Annotated in this window: 14 protein-coding genes and 1 pseudogene; 9 read left to right on the top strand and 6 right to left on the bottom strand. The window is 73.3% G+C overall.

The window, feature by feature from the left end:
- Position 1: 1 nt before the first annotated feature.
- The 3 genes from ACFU3E_RS08215 to ACFU3E_RS08205 all read left to right on the top strand — a co-directional run bounded on the left by ACFU3E_RS08215 (position 2) and on the right by ACFU3E_RS08205 (position 3,472).
- Positions 2–1,012: a carbohydrate ABC transporter permease gene (locus ACFU3E_RS08215; RefSeq protein WP_384153862.1), complete on the top strand. Its 1,011-nt coding sequence runs from the start codon at positions 2–4 to the stop codon at positions 1,010–1,012.
- An 11-nt stretch (positions 1,013–1,023) separates the two neighbouring features.
- Positions 1,024–1,932 (top strand): carbohydrate ABC transporter permease, encoded by a 909-nt coding sequence (locus tag ACFU3E_RS08210; protein ID WP_384153860.1) that lies wholly within the window; start codon positions 1,024–1,026, stop codon positions 1,930–1,932.
- Positions 1,933–2,035: 103 nt separating this feature from the next.
- Positions 2,036–3,472: a GH1 family beta-glucosidase gene (locus tag ACFU3E_RS08205; RefSeq protein ID WP_384153858.1), complete on the top strand. Its 1,437-nt coding sequence runs from the start codon at positions 2,036–2,038 to the stop codon at positions 3,470–3,472.
- On the opposite strand, the pseudogene ACFU3E_RS08200 reads toward ACFU3E_RS08205, so the two are convergent.
- The 3 genes and pseudogenes from ACFU3E_RS08200 to ACFU3E_RS08190 form a co-directional block, all read right to left on the bottom strand.
- A pseudogene (locus ACFU3E_RS08200) lies at positions 3,379–3,891 on the bottom strand (carbohydrate ABC transporter permease); the annotation flags it as partial. The gene ACFU3E_RS08205 and the pseudogene ACFU3E_RS08200 overlap by 94 nt on opposite strands.
- 17 nt (positions 3,892–3,908) lie before the next feature.
- Positions 3,909–5,306 (bottom strand): sensor histidine kinase, encoded by a 1,398-nt coding sequence (locus ACFU3E_RS08195; protein ID WP_384153856.1) that lies wholly within the window; start codon positions 5,304–5,306, stop codon positions 3,909–3,911.
- A complete protein-coding gene (locus tag ACFU3E_RS08190) occupies positions 5,303–6,007 on the bottom strand; it encodes a response regulator transcription factor (RefSeq protein WP_384153854.1) in 705 nt (234 codons plus the stop codon). Before ACFU3E_RS08190 ends, ACFU3E_RS08195 begins: the two co-directional genes overlap by 4 nt.
- Before the next feature lie 131 nt (positions 6,008–6,138).
- Between ACFU3E_RS08190 and ACFU3E_RS08185 the strand changes: the two genes are divergently transcribed.
- A complete protein-coding gene (locus tag ACFU3E_RS08185; RefSeq protein WP_384153852.1) occupies positions 6,139–6,660 on the top strand; it encodes a hypothetical protein in 522 nt (173 codons plus the stop codon).
- Positions 6,661–6,703: 43 nt separating this feature from the next.
- Here the strand turns inward: ACFU3E_RS08185 and ACFU3E_RS08180 are convergent, their stop codons facing one another.
- Positions 6,704–7,573: a spermidine synthase gene (locus ACFU3E_RS08180; RefSeq protein WP_384153850.1), complete on the bottom strand. Its 870-nt coding sequence runs from the start codon at positions 7,571–7,573 to the stop codon at positions 6,704–6,706.
- A 66-nt stretch (positions 7,574–7,639) separates the two neighbouring features.
- The gene (locus ACFU3E_RS08175; protein WP_384153848.1) at positions 7,640–8,035 is read right to left on the bottom strand and encodes a hypothetical protein; all 396 of its coding nucleotides are present in this window, start codon (positions 8,033–8,035) and stop codon (positions 7,640–7,642) included.
- Positions 8,036–8,333: 298 nt separating this feature from the next.
- On the opposite strand from ACFU3E_RS08175, the gene ACFU3E_RS08170 reads away from it, so the two are divergent.
- Positions 8,334–9,782: a hypothetical protein gene (locus ACFU3E_RS08170; protein WP_384153846.1), complete on the top strand. Its 1,449-nt coding sequence runs from the start codon at positions 8,334–8,336 to the stop codon at positions 9,780–9,782.
- Here the strand turns inward: ACFU3E_RS08170 and ACFU3E_RS08165 are convergent.
- Positions 9,779–10,372 (bottom strand): histidine phosphatase family protein, encoded by a 594-nt coding sequence (locus ACFU3E_RS08165; RefSeq protein ID WP_384153844.1) that lies wholly within the window; start codon positions 10,370–10,372, stop codon positions 9,779–9,781. The genes ACFU3E_RS08170 and ACFU3E_RS08165 overlap by 4 nt on opposite strands.
- 188 nt (positions 10,373–10,560) lie before the next feature.
- Here ACFU3E_RS08165 and ACFU3E_RS08160 point away from each other — a divergent pair, with 188 nt between their 5' ends.
- From ACFU3E_RS08160 to ACFU3E_RS08145, 4 genes are read left to right on the top strand one after another with little or no spacing between them, the layout of a single operon-like run.
- Positions 10,561–11,514, top strand: coding sequence for a phosphatase PAP2 family protein (locus ACFU3E_RS08160; protein ID WP_384153842.1), 954 nt, complete (start codon positions 10,561–10,563; stop codon positions 11,512–11,514).
- Positions 11,465–12,685, top strand: a complete 1,221-nt coding sequence (locus ACFU3E_RS08155) for a hypothetical protein (RefSeq protein ID WP_384153840.1) — start codon at positions 11,465–11,467, stop codon at positions 12,683–12,685. The genes ACFU3E_RS08160 and ACFU3E_RS08155 overlap by 50 nt, the downstream gene beginning before the upstream one ends.
- Positions 12,676–14,268 carry a hypothetical protein gene (locus ACFU3E_RS08150; protein WP_384153838.1) on the top strand — a complete coding sequence of 531 codons (1,593 nt, stop codon included), beginning with the start codon at positions 12,676–12,678 and terminating at the stop codon, positions 14,266–14,268. The genes ACFU3E_RS08155 and ACFU3E_RS08150 overlap by 10 nt, the downstream gene beginning before the upstream one ends.
- The gene (locus tag ACFU3E_RS08145; RefSeq protein WP_384153836.1) at positions 14,265–15,599 is read left to right on the top strand and encodes an AAA family ATPase; all 1,335 of its coding nucleotides are present in this window, start codon (positions 14,265–14,267) and stop codon (positions 15,597–15,599) included. Before ACFU3E_RS08150 ends, ACFU3E_RS08145 begins: the two co-directional genes overlap by 4 nt.
- Positions 15,600–15,702 lie beyond the last annotated feature (103 nt).

Here is a 15,702-nt window from a genome sequence, read left to right as displayed (position 1 = left end):
TATGGCCACCCGGCACGACACCGCCGCGCCCCCCGGTAAGGAGGGGGGCGCGGCCCCGGCCCGTCCGCCCGCCGAGGTGCCCGCGGAGGTCGCGCGGAAGCGGGCCCGGCTCTCCCGCCGCTGGCAGCGGGACATGCGCTGGAGCCCGTACGCGTTCGTCTCGCCGTTCTTCCTGCTCTTCGCCGCGTTCGGGCTGTTCCCGCTGATCTACACGGCGTGGGCCTCGCTGCACTCGGTGGAGCTGACCGCGCCCACCGACATGGAGTGGGCGGGCCTGCGCAACTACACCCGGATCTTCGACGACGACTTCTACTGGAACGCGGCGAAGAACACCCTGACCATCGGGCTCATCTCCACCGTCCCGCAGTTGATGATGGCGCTGGGCATCGCCCACATCCTCAACTACCGGCTGCGGGCCTCGACGTTCTACCGCGTCGCGATGCTGGCGCCGTACGCCACGTCGATCGCGGCGGCCTCCCTGGTCTTCGTGCTGCTCTTCGGCCGTGACTACGGCATGATCAACTGGGCGCTGGACCTGGTGGGTGTCGACAAGGTCGACTGGCAGAACGACAAGTGGCCCTCGCAGATCGCCGTGTCCTCGATCGTCATCTGGCGCTGGACCGGCTACAACGCGCTGATCTATCTGGCCGCGATGCAGGCGATTCCGCAGGATCTGTACGAGTCGGCGGCTCTGGACGGGGCGAACCGCTGGCAGCAGTTCCTCAACGTCACGCTGCCCTCGCTGCGTCCGACGATCCTGTTCACCTGTGTGGTGTCGACGATCGGCGCCTCCCAGCTGTTCGGTGAACCGCTGCTGTTCGACGCCAACAAGGGCGCGTCCGGTGGTGCCCAGCACCAGTTCCAGACGCTCGGCCTGTACATGTACGAGCAGGGCTGGGTGAACCAGCACCTGGGGCGTGCCTCCGCGATCGCCTGGACGATGTTCCTGATCCTGATCGTGATCGGCATCGTCAACTACGTCATCTCGCGCCGGCTGCGCGCCAGTAGTTAGGAGACCCAGCCGTGACGACGACTTTGACGAAACCCCCGGCCGACGCGGCGCCGGAGCCGCACAAGCGCAGGCGCGGTCTGAAGGCGGCGCGTGCGGGCGGCCAGCATCACGCCGGGCCCGTGGCGTACCTGATCCTCGCGGTGTTCACCATCGTCTCGCTGTTCCCGCTGGTGTGGACGGCGATCGCCGCCTCGCGTGACAACCAGCGGCTCGCGCAGACGCCGCCGCCGTTCTGGTTCGGTTCCGGGCTGCTGGACAAGCTGGAGATCGCCTGGAACGACGCCAATCTGGGCGAGGCGTTCCTCAACACCACGATCGTGGCGGGCGTTTCGGCGCTGACCATCGTCTTCCTGTCGACGATCGCCGGTTTCGCCTTCGCCAAGCTGCGCTTCCGGGGCCGGGGCGCCCTGATGCTGATCGTGATCGGCACGATGATGGTGCCGCCGCAGCTCCAGGTGATCCCGCTGTACATGATGGTTGCGAAGCTGGACTGGACCGACCAGTTGCAGGCGGTCATCCTCCCGTCGCTGGTGAGCGCGTTCGGCGTGTTCTTCATGCGGCAGTACCTGCTCCAGGCGCTGCCCGACGAGATCATCGAAGCGGCCCGGGTGGACGGCGCGAGCAGCTGGCGGGTGGTCTGGCACGTGGTGTTCCCGACCGCGCGTCCGGCCATGGCCGTGCTGGGCATGCTGATGTTCGTCCAGACCTGGAACGACTTCCTCTGGCCGTTCCTCGTCCTGACCCAGACCGGCAACCCGACGGTCCAGGTCGCCGTCGCCGGACTCGGCCGCGGCTACACGCCCGACCAGTCCCTGATCATGGCGGGCGCGCTGCTGGGCACGCTGCCGCTGCTGCTGGTCTTCGCGATCTTCGGCAAGCAGATCGTGGGCGGCATCATGCAGGGCGCCGTCAAGGGCTGATCTCTTCCCGGGGGCCGGGCCAGCGCCGCTCCGGCCCCTGTTCTTCCTTCCCCTCCCCTCCCCCTCCACCTGTCGGTCTCACGACCCCCCTGGGAGCGCTTCCATGCCTGACTCCGAGAACCCGGCCACTCCGGTGACCTTCCCCCCTGCCTTCCTCTGGGGCGCGGCGACGTCCGCGTACCAGATCGAGGGGGCGGTGCGGGAGGACGGCCGTACGCCGTCGATCTGGGACACCTTCAGCCATACGCCCGGCAAGACGGCCGGTGGCGAGCACGGTGACATCGCTGTCGACCACTACCACCGCTACCGCGACGACGTGGCGCTGATGGCGGAGCTGGGTCTGGGTGCCTACCGCTTCTCCGTCTCCTGGTCGCGGGTACAGCCCACCGGCCGGGGCCCGGCCGTCCAGAAAGGCCTGGACTTCTACCGCCGGCTCGTGGACGAGCTGCTGTCCAAAGGCATCAAGCCGGCCGTCACCCTCTACCACTGGGACCTGCCGCAGGAGCTGGAGGACGCGGGCGGCTGGCCGGAGCGGGACACGGCGTACCGGTTCGCCGAGTACGCGCAGATCGTCGGCGAGGCGCTCGGCGACCGCGTGGAGCACTGGATGACGCTCAACGAGCCGTGGTGCGCCGCGTTCCTCGGGTACGCCTCCGGGGTCCACGCCCCCGGCCGTACGGACCCGCTCGCCTCGCTGCGTGCCGCGCACCATCTGAACCTCGCGCACGGCCTGGGCGCCTCGGCCCTGCGGTCGGTGATGCCGGCCCGCAACCAGGTGGCGATCGCCCTCAACTCGGCTGCGGTGCGGCCGCTTTCGCAGGACCCGGCAGACCTGGCCGCGGCCCGCAAGATCGACGACCTGGCCAGCGGCGTCTTCCACGGACCGATCCTGCACGGCGCCTACCCGGAGTCGCTGTACGTGGCGACAGCCGGTGTCACGGACTGGGACTACGTCCTCGACGGCGACCTGGCGCTGATCAACCAGCCGCTGGACGCACTGGGCCTCAACTACTACACGCCGTCGCTGGTGTCCGCGGCGGACCCGGCCGCCAAGGGGCCCCGGGCGGACGGGCACGGGGCGAGCGAGCACTCGCCGTGGCCTGGCGTGGACGACGTGGCCTTCCACCAGACGCCGGGCGACCGCACCGAGATGGGCTGGACGATCGACCCGACCGGCCTGCACGAGCTGATCATGCGCTACTCCCGGGAGGCACCGGGCCTGCCGCTGTACATCACCGAGAACGGCGCGGCCTACGACGACAAGATCGACTCCGACGGCCGGGTGCACGACCCGGATCGGGTCGCCTACCTCCATGGCCACCTGTCGGCGGTCCGCCGCGCGATCGCCGACGGCGCCGACGTCCGCGGCTACTTCCTGTGGTCCCTGCTGGACAACTTCGAGTGGGCGTACGGCTACGGCAAGCGCTTCGGCGCGGTGTACGTGGACTACGCGACGCTGGAACGCACGCCGAAGACGAGCGCCCTCTGGTACGGGCAGACGGCCCGGACGGGTGCGCTGCCGGAGGTGGGGGCGGTCTGACCCACGGGGGAACGGGGGGCGGGGCGCGGCACGCATAGGGGAGTGCCGCGCCCCGCAGTGCCTCGGCGGCGGGCGCCCGACAGGATGCGGCGGGTGGTCCGCTCGAACTGGCGCTGGAGCGCGAAGTACACGATCAGGGTCGGGATCGCGGTGAGCAGGGCGCCGGCGGCTACCAGGTTGGGGTCGGTGAAGTACTGGCCGGAGAGGTTGTTCAGCGCCGAGGTGATCGGCATGTTCTCGCCGGTGGAGATGAGGACGATGGCCCGGAAGACGTCGTCGCAGATCCAGATGGAGAGCAGGGTGGCGAGGGCGGCCATCGCGGGCTTGCACGGGGGCAGCACGATCTGCCAGTACAGGCGCCAGACGGAGGCGCCGTCGACCAGGGCGGCCTCGGTCAGCTCGTGCGGCAGGGAGCGCATGGGCAACCCGGGAGCGCTCAGCGGGACCGGGAGCGGCTGTATACGGCAGCGATCCTGCGGGGGCGGCGGCGCCGCATCTGCCGGTGCCCGCTGCTCGCGGGCGCGCGGCCGTCCAGCTGGATCCAGATCCGCACCTCGGTGCCACCGAGCACCGAGGAGCCGATCCGTACGTCTCCGCCGGTGGACTCCGCGAGCCGGCGCACGATGTCCAGGCCGAGCCCGGTCGAGCCGTCGCTCCCGGAGCCCCGGCCCCGCGCCATCGCGGCCTCGGGATCGGGTATGCCGGGACCCGCGTCGGAGACGAGGACGATCACCGCGTCCTCGCCGTTGTGCAGGTCGACCGCGAAGGCGGTGCCCTCCGCGGTGTGCCGGAAGACGTTTCCGAGCAGCGCGTCGAGCGCGGCGGCCAGGTCGGCGCGGGCCACGGGTATGCGCACCGGCCGGTCGGCCCCGGCCACCCGCCACTTACGGCCCTCGTCCTCCGCGAGCGCCGACCAGAACGCCATCCGCTCCCGGACCACCTCGGCCGCGTCGCATCCGGCGCCCGGACCGGCCGCGGCCGTCTGCGGCTTGGCCTCCCGGGCCGTACGGATGATGGTGTCGACCTCGCGCTCCAACTGCTCCACCGCCGAGCGGGTCTGCTCGGCCGCCGGGCCCTCGCCGAGCGAGGCCGTGTTCAGCCGCAGCACGGTCAGGGGCGTCCGCAGCCGGTGGGACAGATCGGCAGCCAGCTCCCGCTCGTTCGCCAGGAGCTGGACGACCTGATCGGCCATCGAGTTGAACGCGGCCGCCGCGAGCCGCAGTTCGGTCGGGCCGTCCTCGGGCACGCGGGCGCCCAGCCGGCCCTCCCCCAGGTCGTGCGCCCCCTCGACCAGGCGCTTGGCGGGCCGGACCATGCGGACGCCCAGCCGGTCGGCGACCGCGACCGAGCCGAGGACCAGCGCCACCCCGACCGCGGCGAGCACCGCGAAGGCCGTGCCCACGCCGTTGGTGACGTCGGACTCCGGCACGTACACCTCGACGACCGCGATCTTGCCGGTGCTGAGCGCGACCGGCTGGAGCAGCGTCGAGCCGCCGGCGACGCCGGTGGTGGAGGCGCGGCCCAGTTTCCGCACGGCCGCGATGTCCTCCCCGGCGGCGCGCCGGCGCCCGAGTGCGAGGGCCTCCTGGCCGTCGCCGGCCGGGAGGTGCACGGCCATCCCGGCGTCGGAGCCGGCGGAGGCGACGACCCGCTCGAGCTGGTCGCGGTCGGTGGTGATGGACAGGGCGGGGGCGACGGCCGCGGCCTCCCGCTCGGCGTTGGAGAAGGCACGGTCGCGGGCCATCTCGCGGATGACGAGCCCGAGCGGCACCGCGAAGGCGACCACGACCATGGTGGTCACCGCCAGCGACACCTTGACCAGGGCCCATCTCATCGGGGAGCCCCCGCCCCCGGAGGTTCGAGCTTCACACCCACGCCCCGCAGGGTGTGCAGATAGCGCGGGCTGGCCGCCGTCTCGCCCAGTTTCCTGCGCAGCCAGGACAGATGGACGTCGATGGTCTGGTCGTCGCCGTACGACTGCTGCCACACCTCGGCGAGCAGTTCCTTGCGGGGGACGACGACGCCGGGTCTGCGGGCCAGGAAGGCGAGCAGGTCGAACTCGCGGCGGGTGAGGTCGAGCCGCGCGCCGTCCAGCTCGGCCTGACGGCGCAGCGGGTCGACGGTCAGGCCGCCGACCCGGATCACGGGGCACGGCTCCTCTTCTCCGGCGCCGGAGCGGGCGCGGCGCAGCACGGCCGCCATGCGGGCCGAGAGGTGCTCGACCGAGAAGGGTTTGGTCAGGTAGTCGTCCGCCCCGGCGTTCAGCAGCCGGACGATCTCCGTCTCGTCGTCCCGGGCCGTGGCGACGATCACCGGCACGTCCGTGATCCCGCGCAGCATCTTCAGGGCCTCGGACCCGTCGAGATCGGGCAGTCCGAGGTCCAGGATCACCACGTCGAAGCGGACATGGGCGACCTCGCGCAACGCCTCCAGCGCCGTCCCGACACTGCGCACGGTGTGCGAGGCGTCGGTCAGGTGCCGGATGAGCGCCGAGCGTACGAACTGGTCGTCCTCGACCACGAGCACACTTGCCATGCGCCGCACCGTACGCCATCTCGAACAGCCGGGTGCGGGCCTGTGGACAACTCCCCGGCTGGGGACAACGGACCCTCGCGCCAACCCGTTTGCGGGCAACGCGTGGGACGCGTGAGGCAGTATGGGCCGCGATGCGCAGAGGACTCGTACACGTACTGGCCTGGCTGCTCGCCACGGGCGCGGCGGTCACGTTGTCGTGGTGGGGTGTCCACACGGTGATGGCGGGAACGGCCTACGATCCGCCGCGCGCCCTGCCCATCAGGGCCGCCGACGCGTTCACGCAGGAGCCGAAGGCGCTGGCCACGCCGCCGGAACCGACACCTCCGCCGAAGCGGCGGGAGCCGAGCACGCCTGCGGCGGCCACGTCGGGGAAACCCAGCCCCTCCCCCACACCCTCGTCCTCCTCCGGCACCGCCGCCCCCGCCGCCCCCGGCCGGGTCAAGAGCTACGACACCGACGGCGGCCGGGCGGTCTTCGACCTGGGGAAGGCCTCTGCCTCGCTCGTCTCGGCGACACCCGGGGCGGGCTGGTCGATGCAGGTGTGGAAGACGGAGTCGTGGATCCGCGTGGAGTTCTCCTCGGGCGCGGACCGGGTGTCGGTGTTCTGCACGTGGCACGACGGGCCGCCGCGGGTGGAGATCGGGACCTACTGAGTGCCGTACGCGGTCGTCGGGACCGCCGGGGTGCCCTATGCGGTCATCTGAACACCGACGCGGGCGGCGCGGGCGACGCCACCGCCGCGGTGTCCGTGACGGGCGGGGCCCCACCGGTGAAGTCCGTAAGCGTCCTGCCGTGCTCGACCCGGGCGGGGTGCGGGTCGGAGGCGGCGAGGCGGGTCAGCTCGGCGATGGGCAACGGGTGGTCGGAGGCGACCAGCACGGCGTTCCCGAAGCGCTTGCCGCGCAGCACCGCCGGGTCCGCGATCAGCGCGAGCTGTGCGAAGCGGGCGGCGGCGGTGGCGATCTGGCCGCGCAGGTGGGCGAGCGGCGGTCCGTCGGCGAGGTTGGCGGCGTAGACACCGCCGGGCCTGAGGGCTCTGCGCACGTCGTCGAGGAACTCGGTCGAAGTGAGGTGGGCCGGTGTCCGGGCCCCGCTGAACACGTCGGTGATGACGAGGTCGGCCCAGCCGTCCGGCACCTTGGCGAGGCCCTCGCGGGCGTCGGCGGAGCGCACCCGTATGCGCGCGTTCGGATCCAACGGCAGCTCGCGGCGGACCAGTTGGACGAGGGTGCGGTCCCGTTCGACGACCTGCTGGGTGGCGCGGGGCCGGGTGGCGGCGACGTAGCGGGCGAGGGTGAGCGCGCCGCCGCCGAGGTGCACGGCACGCACCGGCCGGCCGGGCGGGGCGACGAGGTCGATCACGTGCCCGAGGCGGCGCTGGTACTCGAAGGACAGGTACGCCGGGTCGTCCAGGTCGACGTGCGACTGCGGGGCGCCGTCGATCACCAGGGTCCAGGCCCGGGCCCGCTCGCGGTCGGGGATCAGTTCGGCGAGCCCGCCGTCGACGCTCTCGACGACGGCCTCCGCACCGGTCTGCCTGCGCCGGCCGCCCTTGGACTTTCCCATGGGGTCATTATCGGGGTGGGCTGTTAAGCAGGGCGTACGCTCCCGCCGCCCGGCGTCCGGGGCGCCTCAGCGGCAGCTGTCCGCCGCCTTGATCATCCGGGCGGCCTCCCCCAGGGCCTCGCGCAGCACCGCGGGGTCGGTCGCGAGGTCGGCCTCGCCGGGTGGCAGCAGCCAGTCCGAGCCCGCCACGGGAGGCTCGGGCGCCAGGTGCGGTCCGCGTCCGCCGGTCTCCGTGCAGGTGCTCCCCGGCACGTCCCACGCGGCGGCCGTCCCCGGCGGCACCAGGAAGCCCAGGGTGTCGCCGCCGTCGTCGTGCAGTACGGGTCCCACCACGTCCCCTGGTCCGCGCCGCAGGATGTCGACCGCCTCCAGCCCCTGCCGCGCCGGCACCGTCACCACATCGCAGCCGGCCGCCGGCGCACCCGGCGGCGTACGAGGATCGTTGATCCGGCTGGTCTGCATCCCGGCCTCCACCACGAAAACCCCTGCTTGGACGAGCGGTCGGAAGTCGGGGGCCTCCCGGTCCGCAGGTATCAACGCGGCAGTCCGGCAACGGCTACGGCACACGTCAGCCGCAAAGGATGGCACTTCATGGCAGATCACGGATGAGATATCCGGTTTGTAGCCAAACCCAGCGTGGCGACTCCATCACAGCAGGTACGTTCTTGCCCGCCGGACACGGGACCGACCATGCGGACACCTCGCACCAAGTCACCTCGGATCCGGCATGGTTCGACGGTTCGCACGGGAGGACCCGGCCATGGCGTCGTCAACGCTGACCTCGTCTCAACCCAACCGGCCGCCACGGCCGAACCTCGCCTTCCGGCGACTGCGCGGACAGCGCTCGCCGGCCGAGTTCGCCGCGGCGATCCGCCGGGCCGGGCTCGAGATCGGCGAGCAGGTCAGCTGTGACGCGCGGTACATCGGCCGGGTCGAGGCGGGCGAGATCCGCTGCCCCAACTACGCGTACGAACGGGTGTTCCTGCACATGTTCCCAGGCCGCACGCTCACCGACCTGGGGTTCGCGCCCCGCTCGTCGGTACGCGGACGCCGGGCGCGCGACATCGAGGACGCGCCCCTGACGCGCACCGCGAACCCGGCGAACGCCACGCGTGAGACCAGCGGGGCACGCGAGCCGTATGAAACGCAGAACCCGTACGACCCGCACCACCCGCACGACACCGACGAGGAGAGCGACGTGCTACGTCGCGCGTTCATGACCGGAGGCGCCACGGTGGCGGCCGCCTCACTGGGGCCTGTCGGCCTCGCCCTCGACGCCGCGGCGGCACAGCGCCCCGTGCACCGCGCCGGGGCGAGCGACGCGGGTGCCCTGGAAGAAGCCGTCCGCCGGATCCGGCTGCTCGACGACCGGCACGGGGCCGACGGCCTCTACCGCCGCGCCGCCGCCCCGCTGCGCGCCGCCTACGCCCTGCTGGACGCCGGAACGACCCGGCAGACGACGGCGGACCGGCTCTACTCGGGCGCCGGTGAACTGGCCATCTCCGTGGGCTGGCTGGCCCACGACTCGGGGCGGTTCGACGATGCCCGCTCCCATTACGCGGAGGCCCTGGCGACCGCCCGGATGACCGGCGACCCGGGTCTGGAGGCGCACGCCTTCTGCAACACGGCGTTCCTCGCGCGGGACGCGGGCCGGCCGCGCGAGGCGGTCCGGGCGGCCCAGGCCGCGCAGCGCGTCGCCCGGCCCGTGGGCTCGGCCCGGCTGATGTCGCTGCTCGCGCTGCGCGAGGCCGGCGGCTGGGCGGGGCTCGCCGACCGCGTCGGCTGCGAGCAGGCACTGGCCCGGGCGCAGGCCTTCTTCGAACGGGGCCGCTCGGACGCCGACCCCGAGTGGATGAGCTTCTACGGGGAGGCCGAACTGGAGGGCCTGGAGGCGCAGTGCTGGTCCACGCTCGGCGACTGGCCCCGGGCGGCCCGGCACGCACGGCGGGCCGCCGGGCTGCAGGATCCGCACTTCACGCGGAACATCGCCCTGTACACGGCGGAGCTGGCGGACGACCTCGCGCGCGGCGGCAGGCCGGACGAGGCGGCGGTGGCGGGGATGCGGGTGCTGGATCTGCTGGAGGAGGTCCAGTCGTCGCGCGTCCAGACCATGCTGGCGGCGACGGCGCGGGTGCTGCTGCCGCATCGCCGGGCTTCGGGGATCTCGGCGTTCCTGGAACGGCACGCCTCCGCGCCCCGGACGGCCTAGGCCAGGTGCCCGAGGTCGTTCCAGCTCTCGATCGCCGGCTCCCCGTAGGCCCAGCCCAGCACCGACAGCGACGTCGGGTTCAGCCTGATCCGGGCCGCGAAGTCGATCGGGAGGCCCAGCCAGCGCGCCCCGATGGAGCGCAGGATGTGCCCGTGGGCGAAGACCAGGACGTCACGGTCCTCGGAGCGGGCCCAGGAGACCACCTCGTCGGCCCGGGCCGTGACCTCGGCGAGCGACTCCCCGCCCGGGACACCGTCGCGCCAGATCAGCCAGCCGGGCCGGACGGCCTGGATGTCCGCGGGGGTCATGCCCTCGTACGTTCCGTAGTCCCACTCCAGCAACGCGTCCCAGGTACGCGCGCGGTCGCCGAACCCGGCCAGTTCGCAGGTCTCACGCGCGCGTACCAGCGGGCTGGTGCGCACCTCGACGCCGGCCAGGCCCTCGTACGGCGCCCGGTGCAGGCGCTCGCCGAGCTGCTTGGCGCCGCGCCGGCCCTCCTCCAGGAGCGGCACGTCCGTCCTGCCCGTGTGCTTGCCGGACAGGGACCACTCGGTCTGTCCGTGGCGGGCCAGCAGGATACGCGCGGCCATGGGGCACCTTTCCGGAAGAACAACGCAAGGGGAACACCTCCATCATCGCGCACGCCCGCCGCGGGCAACCCGGGGGGCGATCTCTGCGTCTTCGAGGGCCGGAGGCGCTCCCCAAGGGCGCGCGCCCACGCCGTAAAGTGGCACGGCCGACCGGGCTACGCGTGAAGACGAAGGGGGAGGACGATCGGATGCCGCACACCGAGACACCGGCCACCGAGGCGGCCCCCGCGCGCAGGCTGCGCTGGTGGACCGAGCTGCCGCTGATACTGCTGGTGTACGCGTGCTACTCGGCCGGCCGGCTCCTCGCCCGCGGCGACGTCTCCGGCGCCGTCGACCACGGCCTGACGATCCTGCGTTTCGAGAAGGCGCTGTATCTCAACCTCGAGCACCCGCTCAACCGCCTCTTCACGCGCGAGGCCTGGATAGGCATACCCGCCGACTTCTGGTACGCGTCGCTGCACTACCTGGTCACACCGGCCGTCCTGGTGTGGCTCTTCCGCTCCCGGGCCGTGCGCTACCGCGCCGCGCGCACCTGGCTGATGACGTCAACCCTCATCGGCCTGATCGGCTTCACACTGCTGCCGACCTGCCCGCCCCGGCTCCTGGACGCGAGCCACGGCTTCGTGGACACGATGGCGCAGTACAGCTCGTACGGGTGGTGGGGCGGCGCGGCGAGCGCACCGCGCGGCATGGGGGACATGACGAACCAGTACGCCGCCATGCCGAGTCTGCACGTGGGCTGGGCTCTGTGGTGCGGAGTGATGCTGTGGCGCTTCGGCGGTACGCGCGCGGCGAAGACGGCGGGTGTCGCCTATCCCCTGATCACGACGATCGTGGTCATGGGTACCGCCAACCACTACTTCCTCGACGCGGCCGCGGGCGCGGCCGTCATGGGTGTCGGCCTGCTGCTGGCTCCCGCCGTGATGCGCACCGCGGACCGGGTCAAGGCACGGTTCGTGCCGTCGGTCGCACCGGTCGCGGCGGACTCTTCCGCCACAGGTTCCTCGATTGTCAGTGCCGGATGCCAGACTTCCGCGGGTGAGCGAATTCCACGGCAGCGCGAGTCGCGGTTCGGAGCGGGAGCCGAGCCGGGTGCCTCTCCCAAGGACGCGGGGGACGGCGCTCCGGCACCGGCTCGCTGAGCTGCGCGGCCCCGACGTACCCGCGAAGGCACTGGACGCGCGCGCTCTGGCGGCGCTGGCCGCCAACCCCGGTTGTGCGCGGCGCGCGATCCTCGACGGCGCCGGGGTGAACAAGGCGGCGCTGGCCAGCGCGCTGGGTTCGCCGTCGGCTTTCGGGCAGTCGCAGTTCGCGCTCACCAGAGGCAACGCCTTCGAGGCGAAGGTCAAGGCCGACGGCGGCGCGGAGCTGCTGCGGCTGGTGCACGAGAAGCTCGACCGGTCCGCCGAGCCGCCCGCCGACGCGCGCGTGCCCGACCTGACGGCGACCGGCCCCCAGGGGCGCACGGCCCGTACGGAGCTGGAGCTGCGGGGGGCCGCCGCGCACCCGGGCGCGTGGACGCTGCTCGACCATCCGATGCTCGCGCTGGACGTCGCGGGCTCCCCCGCGTTCCTGGAGCCGGACGCGGTGGTGGTGCATCCGGACGGCAGCTGGACGGTCGTGGAGATCAAGTCCTTCCCCCTGCTGGACGGTTCTGCGGACCCGGCGAAGGTCGGCGCGGCGGCCCGGCAGGCGGCGGTGTACGTGCTGGCGCTGGAGGAGGTCGCGGCACGGCTCGGCGCGGAGCCGGAGGAGGCCGCCGGTACCGAAGGGCCGAGCGCGGCCGTCCCTCCGGCACCGGCTGAAGCGCCCCGCACTCGGAGTGGCCAGGACACGGCTGCCGCCCCGCGTGTGCGGCACCGGGTGCTGCTCGTCTGCCCCAGGGACTTCTCCAACCTGCCGGCCGCGTCCGCCGTCGACATCCGCAAGCAGCGGGCGGTGACGGCCCGCCAGCTGGCCCGGCTGACCCGCATCGAGGACATCGCCGACGCGCTCCCCGAGGGCACGTGCTTCTCGCCCGAGCTGCCCGCCGAGGAGCTGACGGCGGCCGTGGAGTCGGTCCCGGCGACGTACGCGCCCGAGTGCCTGTCCGCGTGCGAGCTGGCCTTCCACTGCCGTACCCGGTCCCGCCAGGCGGGCGCGGTGACCTCGCTCGGGCGTCCGGTCCGGGCGGAGCTGGGCGGTCTGACGACCGTGGAGGAGGTCCTCGCGGCCGCGCGCGGCGAGGCGGGCGATCCCGGCGACCCGGCCGTGGCGGCCCTGCGGCGGGCGGCCGCCCTGCGCGCCGAGGCACTGGAGGCGGCGTGTCGCTGATCTCCACCCTGGCCCGCCTCGAAGCGGTCAGCACGGGCCGTGCCCAGCCCGCCGCCACCGTCCGGCACCGGCGTCTCGGCGACCGCCCGCTGGTGTTCGTGCCGCTGACCACCGCCGGTGAGGCCGGCGCCCCGCTTGGTGCGCTGGTCGGCACCGACCGGGACGCGCCGCGTCTGCTGGCCGTACCGCAGCCCCGCGACCGCGACCTCAGGTTCGCTTTCCTGGCCGAACTGGCCGGCGTCGTGCTGCCGTACGTCGACTCGTTCGCCGAGGCCGTGGAAGCCGCCGAGCGCACCGAGACCGACCCGGAGACCGGCAAGCGCGTCAAGGTCGAGGTCGACCTGTGCACGGACGCGCCGCAGTTGATCGTGCCGAGCCGTGCGGGCATCGACCTGGTGCGGCTGCTCGGGCGCTCGACGCGGTTCCGGCGTACGGCGGAGCAGGATCCGGAGGCCCCCTCTCCGGCGCCGCCGCGGGTACCGCTGCTCGGGCGGTGGCTGACGCACTTCGGGGAGCGGGCCCGGGTGCCCGGCTCCTCCCTGCTGCTGGCGATGACCGACGTCCTGGGCCGGCACTGGGTGACCGGTCAGTCCACCCTGGAGGACCAGCACCTGGGGGCGCTGCTCGCCTGGATCGACCCGCCGGAGGGCCTCACCGGCGCCGAGGCGGCGCTGCGGGCCGAGCTGGAGCGGGACGCGCGGGGTCAGTTGACGTGCCCGCCGGCCGGTCCGGCCACCGACCCGGCGTTCGACAACAAGCTGCTCGCCCCGGCCATCGAGCGCTACGACCGTGCCCGCACCGCTCTCGCCGCCGCCGAGGACGGCCTGGAGGCCGACGACCGGCTCGGTGCGCTGACCGCCGCCGAGCGGGAGATCCGCGACCTGGTGCTCAGCCGCACCCGGCCCACCTGGGACGCGGTCTGGCGGGGCCTGGACCTGCTGCGGGCGCTGCCCGAGGGGGCGCGGGTCGAGGAGCGGTGGACCCGTGACCGCTGGTCGTTCACCGGCCACCGGGACCGGGTGCTGGCCGGTGAGCCTCCGCAGCCGCGACGCGACGACGCGGTCACCGCGGCCGGCAAACTCGCCACGCGCGAGCGCGAACAGGCCCGGCTGGAGGCGCAGGAGGCCCTCGACGACCCGCTGGTGATGGCGGGGCGGCGGCTGTCCGGGGAGGCCTTCGCGGGTGAGGTCACCGACGTCGTGATGGCGTACAGCGACGGCAAGCGGCCCAGCCCGCGCCCCCTGGTCACGGTGCGCACGGACGACCGGCCGCATCTCGGCGGGCGGACGAAGGTGTACCGCTCGCTGGGCGGGAAGCCGCAGTCGGCCGAGTTCGTCGCGGACGAGGAGGACGGCGCCCATGTCGTGCTGCGGGTCCTCGACAAGATGGGCCGTGGCAAGGAGCCCGAGCCGGGTTCGGTGCCGGAGAAGGGCGACCGGGTCTGCTTCACGCTCTTCGAGCACGAGCAGCGGGGCGGTGCGAAGCTGCCCGACCCGGAGGAGACGCCGTGGACGCACGGCGGGCCGCCCGGTGAGCTGACTCTGGAGGCGGCCGACCCGGTGACCGAGGAGGATGTGCTGTGACGACGGTCTTCGATCCCGCTGCCGCCGCGACACAGGCCACCGACGCGATCCTGCACGACACACTGCACGGCACCGCGCGCGGTGTCGTCGTGGACTCCCCGCCGGGCGCGGGCAAGTCCACACTGGTGGTCCGCGCCGCGCTGGAACTGGCCGAGGCGGGCCGCTCGTTGATGGTGGTGGCGCAGACCAACGCCCAGGTCGACGACCTGGTCCTGCGGCTCGCCGAGAAGAACCCCGGTCTGCCGGTGGGCCGGCTGCACAGCAGCGACTCCGACCCGTACGACAGGGCGCTCGACGAGCTGCCGAGCGTACGCACGTCGGCCAAGGCGGCCGACCTCGCCGGACTGGCCGTGGTGCTCTCGACGGCGGCGAAGTGGGCGCACGTCAAGGTCGACGAACCGTGGCGGCACGCGATCGTCGACGAGGCGTACCAGATGCGCTCGGACGCGCTGCTCGCCGTGGCCGGGCTGTTCGAGCGGGCGCTGTTCGTGGGCGACCCGGGGCAGCTCGACCCGTTCGCGATCGTGGGCAGCGAGCAGTGGGCCGGCCTGGCGTACGACCCGTCGGCCTCGGCGGTGACGACCCTGCTGGCGCACAACCCGGACCTGCCCCAGCACCGCCTGCCGGTCTCCTGGCGGCTCCCGGCCTCCGCGGCGCCCCTGGTCTCGGACGCGTTCTACCCGTTCACGCCGTTCCACAGCGGCACCGGCCCCGGCGACCGGACCCTGGGCTTCGCCGTGCCGTCGGACGGCTCGGGCCCCGACCGGGTGATCGACGAGGCGGCCGAGTCGGGCTGGGGCCTGCTGGAGCTGCCCGCCCGGCACACCCCCCGCACGGACCCGGAGGCGGTCCGGGCGGTGGCGACGGTGGTACGGCGCCTGCTGGACCGGGCGGGCGCGGCGACCTCGGAGCGCTCCCGGGTCCCCTCCGCGCTGACCGCCGACCGGATCGCCGTCGGCACGGCCCACCGGGACCAGGCGGCCGCGGTCCGCGCGGCCCTGGCCGTTCTCGGCGTCACGGACGTGGTCGTGGACACGGCAAACCGGCTGCAGGGCCGCGAGTACGACGTCACGGTGGTCCTCCACCCTCTCTCCGGCCGCCCCGACGCCACGGCCTTCCACCTGGAGACGGGCCGCCTCTGCGTCCTGGCCTCCCGCCACCGCCACGCCTGCATCGTGGTCTGCCGGGCGGGGGTGACCGACCTGCTGGACGACTATCCCTCGACGGAGCCGGTGCAACTGGGGACGGTGGTGAAGTTCCCGGACGGGTGGGAGGCGAATCACGCGGTCCTGGCACACCTGGCGCACCACCGGGTGACGTGGCAACCATGACCGGCGCCCTCGGGCACACCCGCCCGCTCCACCGGCCGGAGGAACCGGCCGGAGGAACCGGCCGGAGGAACTGGCCGGAACCCGGTGCTCCGGGAAGCCGTGA

Origin of the sequence: Streptomyces sp. NPDC057424, assembly GCF_042803315.1 — a bacterium.
In the GTDB taxonomy this organism is placed as follows: domain Bacteria; phylum Actinomycetota; class Actinomycetes; order Streptomycetales; family Streptomycetaceae; genus Streptomyces.
The sequence above is the reverse complement of the archived record's forward strand: the minus strand, read 5'-3'. Positions and strand labels throughout refer to the sequence as shown.